General features: G+C 64.9%; 17 protein-coding genes and 1 pseudogene. 14 read left to right on the forward strand and 4 right to left on the reverse strand.

Annotated elements, in window-relative coordinates:
* Positions 1–34: 34 nt before the first annotated feature.
* Both CAP2UW1_RS18350 and CAP2UW1_RS18355 read right to left on the reverse strand, forming a co-directional pair.
* Entirely contained in the window at positions 35–637 is a 603-nt protein-coding gene (locus tag CAP2UW1_RS18350) for a class I SAM-dependent methyltransferase (protein ID WP_015768117.1), read from the reverse strand.
* An 11-nt stretch (positions 638–648) separates the two neighbouring features.
* Positions 649–1,893, reverse strand: coding sequence for a glycosyltransferase (locus CAP2UW1_RS18355; protein WP_015768118.1), 1,245 nt, complete (start codon positions 1,891–1,893; stop codon positions 649–651).
* A gap of 199 nt (positions 1,894–2,092) precedes the next feature.
* Here CAP2UW1_RS18355 and CAP2UW1_RS18360 point away from each other — a divergent pair, with 199 nt between their 5' ends.
* The 7 genes from CAP2UW1_RS18360 to gloA all read left to right on the forward strand — a co-directional run bounded on the left by CAP2UW1_RS18360 (position 2,093) and on the right by gloA (position 8,057).
* The gene (locus CAP2UW1_RS18360; protein ID WP_015768119.1) at positions 2,093–2,518 is read left to right on the forward strand and encodes a bacteriohemerythrin; all 426 of its coding nucleotides are present in this window, start codon (positions 2,093–2,095) and stop codon (positions 2,516–2,518) included.
* A gap of 144 nt (positions 2,519–2,662) precedes the next feature.
* Complete coding sequence (glyQ, locus tag CAP2UW1_RS18365) at positions 2,663–3,574, forward strand: glycine--tRNA ligase subunit alpha (protein WP_015768120.1); 912 nt, start codon at positions 2,663–2,665, stop codon at positions 3,572–3,574.
* Complete coding sequence (gene glyS / locus CAP2UW1_RS18370; RefSeq protein WP_015768121.1) at positions 3,571–5,643, forward strand: glycine--tRNA ligase subunit beta; 2,073 nt, start codon at positions 3,571–3,573, stop codon at positions 5,641–5,643. Before glyQ ends, glyS begins: the two co-directional genes overlap by 4 nt.
* On the forward strand, positions 5,640–6,176 hold the full coding sequence (gene gmhB / locus CAP2UW1_RS18375) for a D-glycero-beta-D-manno-heptose 1,7-bisphosphate 7-phosphatase (RefSeq protein WP_015768122.1): 537 nt from the start codon (positions 5,640–5,642) through the stop codon (positions 6,174–6,176). Before glyS ends, gmhB begins: the two co-directional genes overlap by 4 nt.
* On the forward strand, positions 6,176–6,919 hold the full coding sequence (locus CAP2UW1_RS18380) for a lysophospholipid acyltransferase family protein (RefSeq protein WP_015768123.1): 744 nt from the start codon (positions 6,176–6,178) through the stop codon (positions 6,917–6,919). Before gmhB ends, CAP2UW1_RS18380 begins: the two co-directional genes overlap by 1 nt.
* A complete protein-coding gene (locus tag CAP2UW1_RS18385) occupies positions 6,903–7,661 on the forward strand; it encodes a M48 family metallopeptidase (protein WP_015768124.1) in 759 nt (252 codons plus the stop codon). Before CAP2UW1_RS18380 ends, CAP2UW1_RS18385 begins: the two co-directional genes overlap by 17 nt.
* 9 nt (positions 7,662–7,670) lie before the next feature.
* The gene (gene gloA, locus CAP2UW1_RS18390) at positions 7,671–8,057 is read left to right on the forward strand and encodes a lactoylglutathione lyase (RefSeq protein ID WP_015768125.1); all 387 of its coding nucleotides are present in this window, start codon (positions 7,671–7,673) and stop codon (positions 8,055–8,057) included.
* A gap of 92 nt (positions 8,058–8,149) precedes the next feature.
* On the opposite strand, the gene CAP2UW1_RS18395 is transcribed toward gloA, so the two are convergent.
* Together CAP2UW1_RS18395 and CAP2UW1_RS24100 are read right to left on the reverse strand one after the other, a co-directional pair.
* Entirely contained in the window at positions 8,150–10,111 is a 1,962-nt protein-coding gene (locus CAP2UW1_RS18395; RefSeq protein WP_015768126.1) for an alpha-amylase family glycosyl hydrolase, read from the reverse strand.
* A gap of 209 nt (positions 10,112–10,320) precedes the next feature.
* Entirely contained in the window at positions 10,321–10,479 is a 159-nt protein-coding gene (locus tag CAP2UW1_RS24100) for a hypothetical protein (RefSeq protein ID WP_199931503.1), read from the reverse strand.
* Between the two features lie 65 nt (positions 10,480–10,544).
* Between CAP2UW1_RS24100 and CAP2UW1_RS26225 the strand changes: the two are divergent.
* The 7 genes and pseudogenes from CAP2UW1_RS26225 to CAP2UW1_RS18430 form a co-directional block, all read left to right on the forward strand.
* Positions 10,545–11,317 (forward strand): annotated as a pseudogene (locus tag CAP2UW1_RS26225) (Fic family protein); the annotation flags it as partial.
* Between the two features lie 293 nt (positions 11,318–11,610).
* Positions 11,611–12,597, forward strand: a complete 987-nt coding sequence (locus CAP2UW1_RS18405; protein WP_015768128.1) for a YncE family protein — start codon at positions 11,611–11,613, stop codon at positions 12,595–12,597.
* Positions 12,598–12,605: 8 nt separating this feature from the next.
* Positions 12,606–13,340 (forward strand): polysaccharide deacetylase family protein, encoded by a 735-nt coding sequence (locus CAP2UW1_RS18410; RefSeq protein ID WP_412566835.1) that lies wholly within the window; start codon positions 12,606–12,608, stop codon positions 13,338–13,340.
* Positions 13,337–14,308: a sterol desaturase family protein gene (locus CAP2UW1_RS18415; RefSeq protein ID WP_015768130.1), complete on the forward strand. Its 972-nt coding sequence runs from the start codon at positions 13,337–13,339 to the stop codon at positions 14,306–14,308. Before CAP2UW1_RS18410 ends, CAP2UW1_RS18415 begins: the two co-directional genes overlap by 4 nt.
* Before the next feature lie 25 nt (positions 14,309–14,333).
* A complete protein-coding gene (locus tag CAP2UW1_RS18420; RefSeq protein WP_015768131.1) occupies positions 14,334–14,861 on the forward strand; it encodes an HD domain-containing protein in 528 nt (175 codons plus the stop codon).
* On the forward strand, positions 14,862–15,218 hold the full coding sequence (locus CAP2UW1_RS18425) for a hypothetical protein (RefSeq protein WP_015768132.1): 357 nt from the start codon (positions 14,862–14,864) through the stop codon (positions 15,216–15,218). It begins immediately after the preceding gene.
* 129 nt (positions 15,219–15,347) lie between these two features.
* The gene (locus tag CAP2UW1_RS18430; RefSeq protein WP_015768133.1) at positions 15,348–16,970 is read left to right on the forward strand and encodes an ABC-F family ATPase; all 1,623 of its coding nucleotides are present in this window, start codon (positions 15,348–15,350) and stop codon (positions 16,968–16,970) included.
* The last annotated feature ends 3 nt before the right edge of the window (positions 16,971–16,973 follow it).

Here is a 16,973-nt window from a genome sequence, read left to right on the forward strand (position 1 = left end):
GCCAAGCGCGGCGCCCCGACGGGGGCGCTGCGGTTCAGGGCGGGAAATGCAGAGCAGCCAGGGTTCGCAAGGCGGATTCCGGCTGTTGCGTCTTGGTGGCGATCACCCAGAGCGCGTAGGCCGGCGCCGGCCGGCGGCGGCCGATGACGGAAGCGAATCCCGATTCGCGCACGGCTCCCATCAGGCTGCGCAGCGTAAAGCCGCTGTGGTGCGCCATCCACAGGTTGCCGGCGGCAACCGCCGGGCGATGGCCGTAGAGGATGTCCAGCGGGCTGATCGGACCGGCCGGGGAGTGATAGGCCGGTTCCATGAGTTTGTCCTGGGCAATCAGTTCGGCAACGGACTGCAGGTCGGGGCAGGTGATGACGGCAAACCCGTCCGGACAGAGAACGCGGTGGAACTCCCTGAGCGCTAGCGGGATTTCATGCGGGTAGAGATGCTCGATGTTGTGCGAGGAATAGAGCGCGTCCATGCTGCCGTCGGCGACCAGCCTCATGTCGGTGATGGTTCCGACGATGTCGGGCTGCACCGCCCTGTCGATGTCGAGCCGGCATTCCTGCCAGGCGGGCGTGTTGAAGCCGGCCGTGGTCCGGTCCTTCCGTTGCCTGCCGCAACCGACATGCAGGAAATTTGCCAAGACTCTCCCCTTCAGGAACCGTTCGCCTGGGCAACACTGCGCAGGAGATCGACCTGCGCCGGCAGGCAGTGGGTCTGCAGATCGTATCCCTGCACGATGTGCTGGCGTGCCGCCCGCCGCAGCGGCACCAGCTCGCTGCGGCGCTGCAGCGCATCAGCGACGGTGGTGGCGATCTGATGCGTATCGAAGAAATCGACCAGCAATCCGGTCTGGCCATGCACGATCAACTCCTCGACCGGCGCCGTGCGCGAGGCGACGATCAGGCAACCGATGCTCATCGCTTCCATCAACGACCAGCTCAGGACGAACGGGTAGGTGAGGTAGAGATGCACGGTCGACACCTGCATCAACTGGGTAAGCACCGGGTGCGGCAGCCTGCCGACGAAGTGCACCCGGCGACGGTCGAGGCGATCGGCCACTTCGTTGAAAAAGACGTCCTTCCAGGTCGTCCCGGCGCGTGGTGCGGCACCATAACTGACGCCATTGCCGCCGACGACGACGACCTGCAGCCGCGGACGCAGGGCAAGCAGCTCCGGCAGCGCACGCATGAAGATGTGGTAGCCCCGATAGGGCTCCAGTTCGCGAGCGACAAAGGTGACGACTTCATCGGCCGGCCCCAGCTGCAGCCCGGCTCCGCGCAGGTGCACACGGGCGGCCGGATCGGGCTGCAGGCGCTCGCTGTCGATGCCGTCGTGAATGACCGCGATTTTTTGCCGGAGCAACTCCGGATGCCGGTTGCGCTGAAACGTGGTCGGCGACAGCCCCCTGTCGGCCGCCACCAGCGCGTGCAGAAGATGCGTATTCTTCAACCGCAGACGTTCCAGACCTTCCAGGCTGGGGCGCGAGAACTCCGGATCGAAGTAGGCGTCACCGTTTTCTGTCCCGTAGAAGTACTCGGCATAGACGATCAAGGGCGTTGCGGGAAAGACGTCCTTGATGAAGTAGGCTTCACCCCACCCCGAGTGCGCGCAGATCACGTCGGGAACGAATCCTTCCTCCTTCAGGCGGATCAGGCAGCGGGCCACGGAATGGCCGCGTGCGGTCTTGGCGAAAGTTTCCTGAATTTCGACCGGCGCCTCCCGGAGAGCTTCGGCGCCCGCCGTTGGCGGCCGATGCAGGATCACTTTGACGCCCGGTGTCGCGTACGCCGGTTTGTTGATGGCGAGCGCGACCACCTCGTCACCGCCAGCGGCCAGTGCCGGCGCGAGGTGCTTGAACTGACCGGGAAAATTCTGGTGGATAAAGACGATCTTCATGGCGACAACGGTTTGCGCTCTGTGACGGCCGCCTCGCGAGCGCCGAACGCCTGCAGCAAAACCGCCATTATCGCTCGATCCCGCGCCATCCCGCCGGCGCCACCGACGGCTCGATCCCGGCCCAGGCGATGGGCGCATCGCCTGGGTGGCTCGGCAGACCATTCTTGTGGCAAGATGCCGGCGACGAGTGGGAGAAGCCATGGCCTTTCTGAGTTGGCGGAACGAGTATCGGGTTGGCGTCGAGCAAATCGACGAGGAGCATCGCTACCTGTTCGACCTGATCAACGCCTTCCACGACACCCATGTTGGCGGCACGAACCGCAGCGCCCTGGGGCAGATTCTCAATCGCCTGGTTCACTATGCCGAACAGCATTTTCGGCACGAGGAGGCCATCATGAAGGCGGAAGCCTATCCCGCCTTCGTCGAGCACTGCGCGCTGCACGAAGATCTCTATCTGACGATCTTCCGTCTCTCGGAAGAGCTCGCCGCCGGCTCCTTGCGGGTCGACATGGAGACCGTCCGTTTCATCCGCAGCTGGCTGGTGACGCACATCGTCCAGCACGATCTGCAGTTCTCCGACTACGTTGCGCGGCGCCCGAAGCCGGCGGCGCCCGACGAAACCTAGCGCCCGCCTGCCTGGGTGGCGTCCGCGCAATCAGCGGGGTTCGCGCGCCGCGCCGACCCACTTGCGCCGGCCCGCCCAAGCAAATGCTTGTCCGCAGCGAAACCAAGTAAAATCGCGTCTTCTGCTTCCCTCCGAAATTCTCCCATGCCCACGTTTCAGGAAGTCATTCTTCGTCTCCAGGATTTCTGGGACAAACAGGGATGCGCGCTGTTGCAGCCCTACGACATCGAAGTCGGTGCCGGCACCTTCCACACCGCCACCTTTTTGCGCGCCATCGGTCCCGAACCCTGGAATGCGGCCTATGTGCAGCCCTCGCGGCGACCCAAGGACGGTCGCTACGGGGAAAACCCGAATCGCCTGCAGCATTACTACCAGTATCAGGTGGTCCTCAAGCCGTCGCCGGCCAACATCCAGGATCTCTATCTCGACTCGCTGCGGGCGCTGGGAATCGACACCAGCCGGCACGACATCCGCTTCGTCGAGGACGACTGGGAAAGCCCGACGCTGGGCGCCTGGGGACTCGGCTGGGAAGTCTGGCTGGACGGCATGGAGGTAACGCAGTTCACCTATTTCCAGGAAGTCGGTTCGCTGCCCTGCAAACCTGTTCTCGGCGAGATCACCTACGGCATCGAGCGATTGGCGATGTACCTGCAGGGAGTGGAGAACGTCTTCGACCTGGTCTGGGGTGAAGGCCCCGGCTATCGGGTCACCTATGGCGACGTCTATCACCAGAACGAAGTCGAGCAGTCAAAGTACAACTTCGAGCACTCGAACGTCGAGATGCTGTTCCGTCATTTCAACGAACATGAATCGGAAGCGCGGCGCCTGATCGCTGCCGGCCTCGCCCTGCCCGGTTACGAAATGGTCATGAAGTGCTCGCACACCTTCAACCTGCTCGACGCGCGCGGCGCGATTTCGGTCACCGAGCGTGCGGCCTACATCGGCCGCGTGCGTGCGCTCGCCCGTGAAGTCGCGCAGGCTTACCACGATTCCCGCCAGGCGCTCGGCTTCCCGATGTGCCGGCCGGCCGCCGGCGGCGAGGGGAAATTGCCATGAATGATACCGTCCTGATCGAGTTGCGCACCGAAGAGTTGCCGCCGAAATCGCTCAAACTCTTGTCGGAGGCGTTTGCCGACACGGTCTTCTCCGCCCTCGCAGCCCAGCAGTTCACGGCCGACGACAGCGTGTGTACGCCCTACGCGACGCCGCGCCGGCTGGCAATGACGATTACCCACGTTGCCGCGCGACAGCCCGACCGCATTCTGGAAAGGAAAGGCCCGGCGGTAGCCAGCGGCGTGGACGGGGAAGGCCGGCCGACGCGTGCGCTGGAAGGCTTCATGCGCGCTGCCGGGGTCACCTTCGACCAGTTGCATAAGACGAGCGACGGCAAAGCGGAGTATTTCGTTGCCCGGCAAGCGAAAGCGGGCGAGCCGCTGGCTGCGCATCTTGCCGAGATCGTCGCGCAGGCCCTGAAGAAGCTGCCGATCCCGAAGGTCATGCGCTGGGGTGATTCCGAACACCAGTTCGTGCGCCCGGTTCACGGACTGATCCTGTTGCACGGAACGTCCATCGTCCCCGGTGAGGTGCTCGGCCTGGCCAGTGGCCGCAGCACGCTCGGTCACCGCTTCCTGGCGAGCGGCGACATCGTCGTCGACAACCCGGCCGCGTATGCGCCCAGCCTGTTGGCCGGCAAGGTCATCGCCTCCTTCGCCGACCGACGTGCGGCGATCGCCGAGCAACTGGCGGCTGCCGCCGGCAAGCTCGGGGCGCGCATCAACCCGGCCGACGGCCTGCTCGACGAAGTGACGGCGCTCGTCGAGTGGCCGGCGGTGTATGTCGGTGGCTTCGAGGCGGAATACCTCGACGTCCCGCAGGAGTGTCTGATCCTGACGATGCAGCAGAACCAAAAGTACTTCCCGCTGCTCGATGCCGCCGGCAAGCTGCTCAACAAGTTCCTGATCGTCTCCAACATGCAGGTCGACGATCCGGCCAGCATCATCCAGGGCAACGAGCGGGTCGTGCGGCCGCGCCTCGCCGACGCACGCTTCTTCTACGACCAGGACCGCAAGAACGGCTTTGCCACACGCGTCGTCCGTCTCGGTTCGGTGGTCTACCACAACAAGCTCGGATCGCTCGGCGACCGCGCCCAGCGCCTCGGCCGGGTCGCGCGCAGCATCGCCGAGAAACTTCATGCCGACGCCAACCTGGCCGAGCGGGCAGCGCTGTTCTCCAAGATCGACCTCCTCACCGACATGGTCGGCGAGTTCCCGGAACTGCAGGGAATCATGGGCCGCTACTACCTGCTGCACGAAGGCGGCTTGCCGGTGGTGGCCGACGCCATCGAACAGCACTACCGCCCACGCTTTGCCGGCGACGCGCTGCCCGCGGGAAACATCGCCTGCGCCGCCGCGCTGGCCGACAAGCTCGACGCGCTGGTGGGTTTCTTCGGTATCGGCCAGCCGCCGACCGGCGACAAGGATCCCTTCGGTCTGCGCCGCGCCGCGCTCGGCGTGCTACGCATCCTGATGGAGACGCCGCTGCCGCTCGACCTGGCCGAGCTGATCGACGAAGCGAAGAGCACCTTGATCCAGCAGGGAGTTCAGCTCGAGGCAGTCGATGAACCCTTGCTCACCTTCATGCTCGACCGGCTGCGCGGAATGCTCAGGGACGCCGGGCATTCGGTCGACGTCGTCGAGGCGGTGCTCGCGCAGCGCCCGACACGCATCGATCTGGTTCCCGCCAGACTGGCGGCGGTGAGCGGGTTCCAGGCGCTGCCCGAAGCGCTGGCGCTGGCCGCCGCCAACAAGCGCATCGGCAACATCCTCAGAAAGACCGAGGAGGCTTTCCCCGAGCCTGACATCGCGCTGCTCGAGGAGGACGCCGAGAAGGACCTGTTCCAGCGGGTGCTCCTGATCGCCCCCCTGGTCCGCTCGCACGTCGCCAACGAGGACTATGCCGATGCGCTCAAGGTGGTGGCCTCGGTACGTCCCGAGGTCGACCGCTTTTTCGACGAAGTGATGGTGAACGTGCACGAGCCGCTGCTGCGGCGCAATCGTCTGGGCCTCCTGAAAACGCTTTTCGACCAGCTCAACGCGGTCGCCGACATCGCGAAGCTCGCCGTATGAAACTCGTCATTCTCGATCGCGACGGCGTCATCAACCACGACTCGAAGCAGTTCATCAAGTCGCCCGCCGAGTGGCGGCCCATCCCGGGCAGCATCGATGCCATCGCCAAGCTCAGCCAGGCCGGCTATCGGGTGATCATTGCCACCAACCAGTCCGGCATTGGTCGCGGCCTGTTCGACATGGATACCTTGAACGCCATCCACGAAAAGATGCATCGCACGGTACAGCAGGCCGGCGGACGGATCGACGCGATTTTCTATTGTCCGCACGCGATCGAAGCCGATTGCCAGTGCCGGAAGCCAAGAACCGGCATGTTCGAGCGCATTGCCCGTTGCTTCAACGTCGACCTGGTGGGTACGCCGTCGGTCGGCGACTCGCTGCGCGACCTGCAAGCCGCTGCGGCCGTCGGTGCCAGGCCACTGCTCGTGTTGACCGGCAAGGGCACGCAGACCCAGGCGGAGGACTGTCTCCCGGAAGGCACGCAGGTCTTCCCCGATCTGGCCACCGCCGCCGAAGAAATCCTGCGGTCGTGATGGTCGCCGTTCGCTCTGCGCTTTTCCTGTTGCTGGCCACTCTACTGACAATGCCTTTCGGCGTTCTCGTCTCCCTGGCGGCAGTGCTGCCGATGCCCGTACGCTACCGCATCATCGCCGTCTGGCGAGTCGGCTTCATGGCCCTTTGCCGTTACGTCCTCGGGATTCGCTACCAGGTGATCGGCCGCGAGAACATTCCCGCCGAACCGTCGGTGGTTCTCGCCAAACACCAGTCGGCCTGGGAGACGGTCGGCCTGCAGGAGATTTTTCCGCCGCTGGTCTTCGTGCTCAAGAAGGAGTTGCTGCGCGTGCCCTTCTTTGGCTGGGGACTGGCGGCGCTGAAAATGATCTCGATCGACCGGGCGGCCGCCAAGGATGCCCTCAAGCAGGTCTTCGACCAGGGACGTGACCGCCTCTCGGCGGGCTACTGGGTCGTCATCTTCCCCGAGGGTACGCGCGTCGCGCCGGGACAGACCTGTCGCTACAAGCCGGGCGGCGCCCATCTCGCCGTACGCGCGGGGGCACGCGTCGTACCGGTAGCGCACGACGCCGGCGAACGGTGGCGACGCGGCGCCCTGAGCATCTCACCCGGACTGATCACGGTCAGCATCGGCCCGCCGATCGACCCGGCCGGCAAGACGGCGGCGAAGATCAATGCCCTGGCTGCCGCCTGGATCGAAGGCGAGATGCGGCGTCTCTCGCCGCACCGCTACCCGGCTCCTGGCGATGCCGTGGCGGCCTGAGACACTGCCGTCAGGCACCCGGCCAGCCGTCGGCGAAAGCGCGCGTACGATCGAACTCGGCGAGAGCACAGTCCCCTACGTCTTGCGCCGGGCCAGACGCCGGACGATCGGTCTGACCATCGATCATCGCGGCTTGCGCGTCGGCGCACCCCACCGCGCCTCGCTGCGCGAAGTCGAGTCCGCGATCCTGCAGCACGGCGAGTGGATCCGGAAAAAGCTCGATGAATGGCGGACTCGGCCGACTTCGGCACCGCTGCAGATCGTCGATGGGCTACGCCTGCCGGTACTTGGCAGCCCGGTCGAAATCCGCCTCGCACTCGGCGCCAATCGCTGCGTGTGGAACCTCCAGATGGCCGAGCCGACGCTCACCCTCTGCCTGCGCTCCCCCGAAGAGGCGCCGCGCGTGCTCGAGCAGGTACTGCGCGCACGGGCGCGCGCACTCTTTGCCGAACGCATGGCCCATTACGCGCCGCTGCTTGGCGTTGGCGTGCCGCGTCTGTCGCTGTCGGCGGCGCGTACGCGCTGGGGAAGTTGCAGCCAACGGACCGGCATTCGCCTGAACTGGCGGCTGATCCATTTCCCACCGCCGGTGGTCGACTACGTGGTGGCACACGAAGTGGCGCACCTGCGCGAGATGAACCACAGCCCTGGCTTCTGGTCCATCGTTGCGCGGCTGTACCCGGATTACCGGAGCGCGCGCGACGAACTGAAGCGCCTCGCGGCCGATTGCCCACACTGGTAAGGAGAAGACATGAGAATCCTGCATACGATGTTGCGCGTCGGCGATCTCGATCGCTCGCTGGCTTTCTACACCGAGGTCCTGGGAATGCGCGAGTTGCGTCGCCAGGACTACCCGAGCGGGCGCTTCACGCTGGCATTTGTCGGCTACGGCCCGGAATCGGCAGGAGCGGTCCTCGAACTCACCCACAACTGGGACACGCCAGCCTACGAAATCGGCACCGGCTTCGGTCACGTGGCCATCGAAGTTGCCGACGCCTACGCGGCTTGCGCAGAGATCAAGGCGCGTGGCGGCAAGGTGGTACGCGACGCCGGGCCGATGAAGCACGGCACGACGGTGATCGCTTTCGTCGAGGACCCCGATGGCTACAAGATCGAGTTGATCCAGAAGAAGGCCTGAAACGGCGGACTGTCCCTGCTGCGGATGGGGTAGCTACGCGCAGGCAGTCGGGTGAGAACCCGTGGTCCCTGACCCGACCGCCTCGGCGCCGCCTACGGCACGATATCGCCGCCACCCGCCTGCGGATGGTTCGCCAGAACCAGGACTTCCGACGCCGGCAAGTCACGTATCTCGACAAAGGCTATGCCACCGCCGGTCCGCTTCACCAGCAGACTCGAACCCACCGCATGCGGTCCGGCATACGCGGCCCCGCTGCCGGCCTGAGCCGTATTCAGGACCACTTGCAGCGCGGAACCAGTGGGGCTGAGCGAGGCGTCCACGAGAACATCGGCGCCACGCGCGTCCGTGCCATGGCCGTTGACGATGCAGAGCAGCTCTTCGTCATCAAGGATGCGCGACCAGGCGATCAACTCGCCCGACCCATGGATTTCGAACGCGCCTCCGAGCACGGAGATCGGGCGCAGATACTGGCGGCCCTGACGCAGACACGGATACTGCGCGCGCAGCGCGTTGATCGCGGCGATGCGTGTGAAGGCCGAACTCTGCTCGTCGAAGCAATGCTGGCCGGCGGTTCCGAACGGGCCAAAGCCGGGCAAGTCGGGATCCGGCGTCGCCAGCAGGCTGTCTCGCCCGCTGCGGCGTGGGTGCGCAGGACCAAACATGGCTTCGCGGAGGTAGCGATCCGACCCTCCCCAGCCCGGCAGCCAGAAGCGCTCCGCCGGCTCCGGCCCGGCGAGGCTCTGCTCGGTGCCGTAGTAGATGCACGGGATGCCCAGCGTAAACGCCTGGATGGCGACGCCGGCGGCGATCTGCCGCTCGGAAGCCGCTTCGCTCGCGAAGCGCAGTTTCTGGCCGAACACGTGGTCATGGTCGTCGAGGATCGAAACATGCCGATTGCCGAGATTGCGGTGGGAACCCATACCCGCCGAGCGCGCGTCGAAACCGCCGAAGTAGGCGTTCGGAGGAATCAGCCCCTTGGCGACGCCGTTCAGCGTCGGACGCATCTCGCCGATGTCGAGCGTGGCGTTCAGGTTGCGGTCAAGAACGTCCAGATAGCGGTCCTCGGCGTAGTCGCCACCCGCCACCTCGCCAACCAGGAAGAAGTCGTCCTTGCCCAGGTTGCTGGCGAACTCCTTGATCGCACCGCAGAAATTGCGCGCGTCTTCCAGCGACACGTGCTTGAGCGTATCGATGCGAAAACCGTCGCAGTCGGTCAGCGCGATCCAGTACTTGAAACACTGCGCCAGGTCGCCGAGCACCGTCTCCTGCCGGAAATCCCGCAGGGTGATGAAGTCGCTGCGCTTGTGCTCGGCAGACGGATCGTCGATGTCGCCCGCACCGAGGCTGCCGCTGCCGGCGCGCGTGTAGCACTCCGGGTTGTGGAGTTCGCTCGGCCAGACACCGTCTTCGGCGCCGCTGATCGCCGCCACCGTCTGTCCATTGTCGCCAAGCCACGCCCCAAAGGCGTAGCGCCCCTGCGTGTAGTAGGGTGTCGATGGCCCACCCGGCGCATCCGCCGGATACACCCAGTTGCAACCCGAGTGATTGAAGATGATGTCGAGGATGACCCGCAAGCCGGCCTGGTGTGCCTCGGCCACCAGTGCCACGAGGTCGGCGCGACTACCGAAGCGCGGGTCGACGTCAAGAAAGTCCTGGACGCCGTAGCCATGATAGCTGTCGAGGTGAGCGCGCTGCTTGAAGACCGGACTCAGCCACAGCGCCGTCACCCCGAGCCGTTTCAGGTATCCCAGTTTCGAGCGCACGCCCGCCAGGGTGCCACCCTGCCAGCGATCAGCACCCGATTCGGCCCAGCGGTCCCAGCGCCACGTCTGCCCGTTCGGGAGGGCCGGCCGGGCGGCGGCCAGATTATGCCGGTCGAGCAGGGGGCGCGTTGGTTCGGCGGCGTCGCTGAAACGGTCTACCAGGAGGAAGTACAGGACCTGGTCTCGCCAGTCTGTCGGCGACCGGAAATAGTGCTGCCGGCGCGGCAGCCGGACATTGCGGCGGACACTGGCTGGCCGCGGCTGTTTGAGGGCCTGGTTGGCGAACTGCATGGCGTGAACTCCTTCTCGGAAACGGTTGTCAGTGAGAACGCACGAGGAACACCCTGTCCGACCGGTTTCACCGCGGCCGTCCCGGCGAGCGGGCCGAAACGCCGCGGCCGGCCTGCCCACCCGACCTGCCGAGGGCGCCACCCGCCAGACACAAGCCACATTAAAGACGATAGTTAGCGCAGATGCCAGTAACTTCTCAGAAAGTGGTGCTACGACGCATGCGGCGCGTTGGCGCATGAGGTCGGCCAGGGCCGCACGTTGCCGGCGACGGTGAAGCGGTCGGTGAGGTAGACCCGGATTTCCCCGCGCAGGTATTCGTGTTCGCCGCGCGAGGCCGCGCTGGACGCAGTCAGCTTATGTGCACCCATCGCTCGATAAGCACCCAGCACAGTCGTGCTCCAGGACGTCGAACTGCCGGGCGCCATATGAGACACCGGAGCGGGTCTTCCTCGGCGTGCAGATTGATGTGATCTGGTTTCCCGAAGGCGCGGGCGGTGATCGCTACTACTTGCGCGAGACGGTCATCAAGCATCCTGACCGGGCCGAGGCCACGCGCGTCTGGAACTTTCCCTATGCCGCCATCGAGGAAGCCTTGGTCAACGCGGTCTATCACCGTTCCTACGAAGAGCGCGAGCCCATCGAAGTGCGCATCAGCAATGACGAGTTGGTCGTCGTCAGCTTCCCCGGCCCAGATCGATCCATCTAGCTGGAGGACCTTCAGGCAGGCCGAGCGGTCAGCCGCCGCTACCGCAACCGGGATCGGCGAATTCCTGAAGGAGCTGGACCTGACGGAATGCCGCTCGACGGGCATCCCCAAAATCCTCAAGGTGATGGCCGCCAACGGCTCGCCTGCACCACTCTTTGAACCGGATGACGACCGCATTTCGTTTGTCATCCGCTTGCCGAGTCATCCTCTGGCAAGGGGGGGGCATCACGGCCACCGAAGAAGTTACCGGGGAAGTCACCGGGGAAGTTGAGCGCCTACTGCGCGTCCTGGATAGTGAGATGCCCCGGCAGCAGATTCAGGAGGCGCTGGCGCTAAAGCACGAGGATCATTTCCGCAATGCCTACCTTAAGCCGGCTTTGGCCCGCGGGGTGATCGAGATGACCCTGCCCGACAAACCACGTAGTAGCAACCAGCGCTACCGCCTGACCACCCTCGGGCAACGCTGGTTGGAGGCGCATCCCGGCACCGGCGCCGGCTGAAATTTCTGGGGCCACCCGCAAGCCCGCAGCAGCCTGCCCCAGTAACCAAGAAGGCCAGGGAAACATCGCATGCCCTCGCTTTTTCCTGCCCTGGCGTCGTCACTTGCCCGGGCGCGGTGCCGATTCGCCGCTTGTCAGCGTGGCGTAAGAGGCCGGCGGCAGAATCTCGCCCGGTCGACTCGCTCGTCGGCTGTGCCGCGTTCCTCGACGTGCATGATCAGGCCCGCGCGAACGCTGCATGAAGGCGGGCGAAGGGCCTTATACTTGGCATATTTTTCACCTTTTCCGCCGTGATGATCCCCTGCCCCGTTAGCTCCATCCGCCGCCTGACAGGAAAACTGCTGGTCGTTCTGCTGCTCGCCTGGAACATCGCCGCCGAGGCCGGCCTGGCGATCGCCCTGAACTCGGCCGAGGGAACGATCAGCCTGATCGATACCGAAACCTACGAGGTCACCGGCAAGGCGACCGTGTGCAAGGAACCGCACCACCTGATGCCGACTCCCGACGACAGGTCGGTGATCGTCGCCTGTGCCGCGGCCAATCAACTGGTCTTCTTCGATCCGGTCAGCGGTCGCGAGCAGAAGCGCATCCGCGACATCTCCGACCCGTATCAACTGGGTTACTCGCCCGATCGCAAGTGGTTCGTCGCCACCTCGCTACGTCTCGACCGGGTCGATCTCTACGACCCCGTGGACTTCCGGCTCAAGGCCCGCCTGCCGGCGCCGCGCGCGCCCTCGCACATGGCCTTCGACAACGCCAGCGAGTTCGTTTTCGTGACCCTCCAGGACTCCAATCAAGTCATGGCCATTCACCTGGGAACACAGAAGATCGCCTGGGTGATGCCGGTTGCCGCAACGCCCGCGGGCATCGTCATGGCGCCGGACAACCGGCATCTGTTGGTCGCCAGCATGGGCGAAGGCGTCGTCGAAGTCATCGAATGGCGCTTCCAGACCAGCGTCAGGAAGGTGGCCACCGATACCGCTGCCCACAATCTCCAGCCGCGCGGCGACGGTCGCCACTTCTTCGTCTCCAACCGCACCGTCAACGGTAGCATCTCCGTCCTCGACACGAAGACCATGACGGTCGTGGACAAGTTCGACGTGCCCGGCGGACCCGACGACATGATGGTCCGCGCCGACGGCAAGGAGCTCTGGGCGACGGCACGGTTTGCCCGCAAGGTGCAGGTGATCGACCTGACCACGAAGAAGCTGAAGGTCTCGATCCCGGTCGGCAGTTCGCCGCACGGCGTCTTCTTCCTCAACCACGCCGGTCTCCGATGAACGCCTTCATGACCCGCCTTGGCCAGGGCCTGGCCCTGATGCTGACCGCTGCGGCGGCACTGGCGGCGCCAGCGACGGCCTGCAAGGGCACGCTCTACCTGACCTTCGACACCGGCAACATGCGCCATGCCGAGTTCATTGCCGAGACGCTGGCCAGGCACGGGGTCAAGGCGACGTTCTTCGTGGCCCAGGAAAAGACCTTCCGCGGCGACCAGGCGCTCGATGCGACTTGGGCGCCCTACTGGCAGGCGCGCGTCGCCGAAGGCCACGCTTTCGGCAGCCATACCTGGCGGCACGGAAGCTTTCGCGAGGACAGCGGCGGACTGGTGCGCTACCGGCTGATGGATGGCCGCAGCGAAACGCTCGACGCGCGCGCCGTCTGCGATGAGTTGAAGCGCCCCGACACGCGCTTCCAGGAACTCACCGGACGCCGGCTCGATCCCCTCTGGCGCGCTCCCGGTGGCCGCACGACGGCCAACACGCTGGCCGCCGCCCAGGCCTGCGGCTACCAGCACGTCGGCTGGGCGCCCGCCGGCTTTCTCGGCGACGAACTGCCTTCGGAAACCTATCCCAATTCCACCCTGCTCCGCCGCGCGCTCGACACGCTGAAGGACGGCGACATCGTGATGGCCCATCTCGGCATCTGGTCGCGCAAGGACCCCTTTGCGCCGATGCTCGAACCACTGATCAGCGGCTTGCAGGAGCGCGGTTTCTGCTTTGCCACGCGAGGAGCGCAGCGATGATCAGCGCCTTCGTCGACGGGTTCGTCGAATTGCAGGGCTGGCTGCTCGACCGGGTGGTGCAGCCGCCGTTGCTGGCGATGGGCATGGGCAGCCATCTGGAAATGGCTTTCGACGGCGTCGAGTTCTTCCTCTGCGGCGTCCTGCAGCTTGCCGCCGCCTACCTCCTGCTGCGACCACTCGAGGCCCTGCGACCGATCGAGGTGTGGACCGACCGACAGGCTGTGCGGGTGGACGTTCTCTACTCGTTCCTCGACCGGCTCGGCGTGATTCCCCTGCTGATGTTCGCCCTGCTGGCGCCGCTGTTCGTCCTGGTGGATGGCTGGCTGCGCTTCGAGGGCATCATCCCGCCACAGCTCGAAGACCTGGTTCCGGCGCTGGAAACTCGGCCACTGGCGAGTTTCCTCGCCTACCTGATCCTGATCGACTTCGCCGAATACTGGCGCCACCGTCTCTCGCACACGCTGCGCTGGTGGTGGGCACTGCACGCCATCCACCACAGCCAGCGCCAGATGACGCTATGGACCGACAGCCGCAACCACCTCCTCGACGACCTGAGCAGCGGCTTCTGGTTCGCGCTCATGGCGCTGCTGATCGGCGTACCGCCGGGTCAGTTCGTTGGCATCCTGATCGCCGTCCGCACCGTCGAGAACCTGTCGCACGTGAACGCCAGACTGTCCTTCGGGCGCCTCGGCGAACGGCTGCTAGTCAGCCCGCGCTACCATCGCTGGCACCACGCTCTCGAGCTGCCAACCGGCCGACAATATCGCTTTGGCTGCAATTTCGCCGTCCTCTTCCCGGTCTGGGACCAGATTTTCGGTACCCAGTACCTTGCACAGGAAATGCCTGCGACCGGACTGAGTCACGGCCCGTTGCCGGAATCCGCTGCACAGAGCGGCTTCTGGCGACAGCAGTGGGAGGGAATCCAGGCGCTGCTGGCGACTTTTCGCCCGGATCCGCACCGCCGCTAGGCGATGACAAACAAGGGACATCAAGATGCTCGAACAAGCTCGCGCCTTCGCCCTGGCGGCGCATGGCGACCAGATGTACGGCGCCCGTCCGTATTCCTTCCATCTCGACGCCGTCGTCAGGCTGCTGTCACCCTACGGCATCGAGGCGCAGGTCATCGGCTATCTGCATGACGTGGTCGAGGACACCGAGGTGAGCGAAGCCGACATCCGGCAGCACTTCGGGCGCCTGATCGCCGAATGCGTCGGCCTGCTGACCGATGCCCCCGGCGCCAATCGCGCCGAACGCAAGGCGCGAACCTACGCCCGGCTGGCGACGGTCGATGGCCCGGCCGAACTGGCCCTGGTGGTCAAGGTCGCCGACCGCCTGGCCAACGTCCGCACCTGCCTGATCGACGACCGGCGCGGGCTGCGCGAGGTCTATAGCCGGGAACATCCGGCGTTCAGACGCGCGGCCTATCGCGAGGGCCTGTGCGAACCCTTGTGGGTGGAACTCGATACCCTGCTGGAAGCGGCGGCGACAACGTGCGTCTCCGCAGCGACAGGAGATACGTAGTTGCGGCCCGCGACCCTACGGCTCAGAGCAGCGCTGCTGACCCTTGTTTTCGTGCTCGCCGGCTGCTACCCCGGGCCGGAGAAACTCGGAGAACTGACGCGGACTTCGATGCAGCAACGCTTTCGCAGTGATCCGCAGTTCAAGGATAGCGGTGCCGAGGTCGTCCGCGTGCAGGTGACCGGAGGCGGCGACAAGCGCTTCGAGGCCGTTGCCAGCGTCTTGCACGCCGGCAGGACCTACGAGGTGCCGATCACGATCCTGATCGACGGCATCAATCTCGAATGGCTTGCCGACCCCGCCGCGTTTTCCTTCCTGTCAGCGGGCAAGCCCACCGCGCAGGCAGCGATCCCCAGGTAAGGTCCGGCGAAGGCAGACCCGGCAGCCACACCGCGCGGGTTCTTCAGGCGGTGCGAAACGGGCAAACGGGGAGTCCCTGGGGTACAATATTGCCCTTTCGCAACCTGATGATTTTACCGAGGTTTCTTCGTGCTCGTCGCCAACAATGTCACCATGCAGTTCGGGGCCAAGCCCCTTTTTGAAAACGTCTCGGTCAAGTTCGGCGAGGGCTATCGCTACGGACTGATCGGCGCCAACGGCTCCGGCAAGTCGACCTTCATGAAGATCCTCGACGGCGAACTCGAACCGACCGCCGGCAATGTCTCGAAGGACCTGCACGAACGCATGGCCTACCTGCGCCAGGACCAGTTCGCGTTCGAGGATCAGCGCGTGATCGACGTGGTGATGATGGGGCATGCGGACATGTGGGCGTGCATGCTCGAGAAGGATGCGATCTACGCCAATCCGGACGCCACCGAAGATGACTATCTGCACGCTGCCGACCTGGAGGCGCGATTTGCGGAGTATGGCGGCTACACGGCCGAGTCGCGCGCCGGCGAGCTCCTGCTCGGCGTCGGCATCCCTGCGGAACAGCACTTTGGCCCGATGAGCGACGTTGCTCCCGGCTGGAAGCTGCGCGTACTCCTCATCCAGGCGCTCTTCGCCGACCCCGACATCCTGCTGCTCGACGAACCGACCAACAACCTCGACATCGCGACCATCCGCTGGCTGGAGAACGTGATCAACGAACGCAACAGCACGATGATCATCATTTCGCACGACCGGCACTTCCTCAACCAGGTCTGTACCCACATGGCCGATCTGGACTACGGCAGGATCACCGTCTATCCAGGCAACTACGACGACTTCATGGAAGCGTCGACCATGGCCCGGGAACGTCAGCAGAGCGCCAACGCTAAGGCGAAGGAGCGGATCGCCGAACTCCAGAACTTCGTTCGCCGCTTCTCGGCGAACGCTTCCAAGGCCAAACAGGCCACTTCGCGCATGAAGCTGATCGACAAGCTGAAGCCCGAGGACGTCAAGCCTTCGTCGCGCCAGTATCCGTGGATCCGCTTCGAGTTCGACGACAAGGAGAAGCTGCACCGGCAGGCAGTGGAGATCGAGAACCTGACTTTCGCCTATCCGGGCAGCGCGCGCAAGATTTTTGACAAGCTGAACCTGACGATCAACGGCGGCGATCGGCTGGCGATCATCGGTGAAAACGGCGTCGGCAAGAGCACTTTGCTGAAGCTGCTGATGGCCGACTTGACACCACAGCGCGGCACCATCAAGTGGGCCGAGAAGGCACGCCTCGGTTACTACGCCCAGGACCATGCGCAGGATTTCAGCAGCGACACCAACCTGACCGACTGGATCGCCGGCTACGCCCGTGCCAACGCGGCCGACGGCGACGACCTCGAAACGCTGATCCGCGGCACGCTTGGACGTCTGCTGTTCTCGGGCAACGAAGTGCGCAAGCCGGTGAAGGTCATCTCGGGCGGCGAGCAGGGGCGCATGATCTTCGGCAAGCTGATGCTGATGCGAGCGAACGTGCTGGTAATGGACGAACCCACCAATCACCTCGACATGGAATCGATCGAGTCGCTCAACACGGCGCTGGAAAAATTCCGGGGAACGCTGATCTTCGTCTCGCACGACCGCGAGTTCGTCTCGTCGCTGGCGACACGAGTTCTCGAAATCCGCCTTGACGGCAAGATCGTCAACTACCTCGGCAACTACGAAGAGTATCTCGCCAGCCAGGGTATCGGCTGAACC

It is taken from the genome of Candidatus Accumulibacter phosphatis (genome assembly GCF_000024165.1).
Taxonomy (GTDB): domain Bacteria; phylum Pseudomonadota; class Gammaproteobacteria; order Burkholderiales; family Rhodocyclaceae; genus Accumulibacter; species Accumulibacter phosphatis.

Coding starts and splice junctions, on each gene's coding strand:
- CAP2UW1_RS18355 (WP_015768118.1), bottom strand. CDS start 1,893: ATGAAGATCGTCTTTATCCACCAGAATTTTCCCGGTCAGTTCAAGCAC.
- CAP2UW1_RS18360 (WP_015768119.1), top strand. CDS start 2,093: ATGGCCTTTCTGAGTTGGCGGAACGAGTATCGGGTTGGCGTCGAGCAA.
- glyQ (WP_015768120.1), top strand. CDS start 2,663: ATGCCCACGTTTCAGGAAGTCATTCTTCGTCTCCAGGATTTCTGGGAC.
- glyS (WP_015768121.1), top strand. CDS start 3,571: ATGAATGATACCGTCCTGATCGAGTTGCGCACCGAAGAGTTGCCGCCG.
- gmhB (WP_015768122.1), top strand. CDS start 5,640: ATGAAACTCGTCATTCTCGATCGCGACGGCGTCATCAACCACGACTCG.
- CAP2UW1_RS18380 (WP_015768123.1), top strand. CDS start 6,176: ATGGTCGCCGTTCGCTCTGCGCTTTTCCTGTTGCTGGCCACTCTACTG.
- CAP2UW1_RS18385 (WP_015768124.1), top strand. CDS start 6,903: ATGCCGTGGCGGCCTGAGACACTGCCGTCAGGCACCCGGCCAGCCGTC.
- gloA (WP_015768125.1), top strand. CDS start 7,671: ATGAGAATCCTGCATACGATGTTGCGCGTCGGCGATCTCGATCGCTCG.
- CAP2UW1_RS18395 (WP_015768126.1), bottom strand. CDS start 10,111: ATGCAGTTCGCCAACCAGGCCCTCAAACAGCCGCGGCCAGCCAGTGTC.
- CAP2UW1_RS24100 (WP_199931503.1), bottom strand. CDS start 10,479: ATGGGTGCACATAAGCTGACTGCGTCCAGCGCGGCCTCGCGCGGCGAA.
- CAP2UW1_RS18405 (WP_015768128.1), top strand. CDS start 11,611: ATGATCCCCTGCCCCGTTAGCTCCATCCGCCGCCTGACAGGAAAACTG.
- CAP2UW1_RS18410 (WP_412566835.1), top strand. CDS start 12,606: ATGACCCGCCTTGGCCAGGGCCTGGCCCTGATGCTGACCGCTGCGGCG.
- CAP2UW1_RS18415 (WP_015768130.1), top strand. CDS start 13,337: ATGATCAGCGCCTTCGTCGACGGGTTCGTCGAATTGCAGGGCTGGCTG.
- CAP2UW1_RS18420 (WP_015768131.1), top strand. CDS start 14,334: ATGCTCGAACAAGCTCGCGCCTTCGCCCTGGCGGCGCATGGCGACCAG.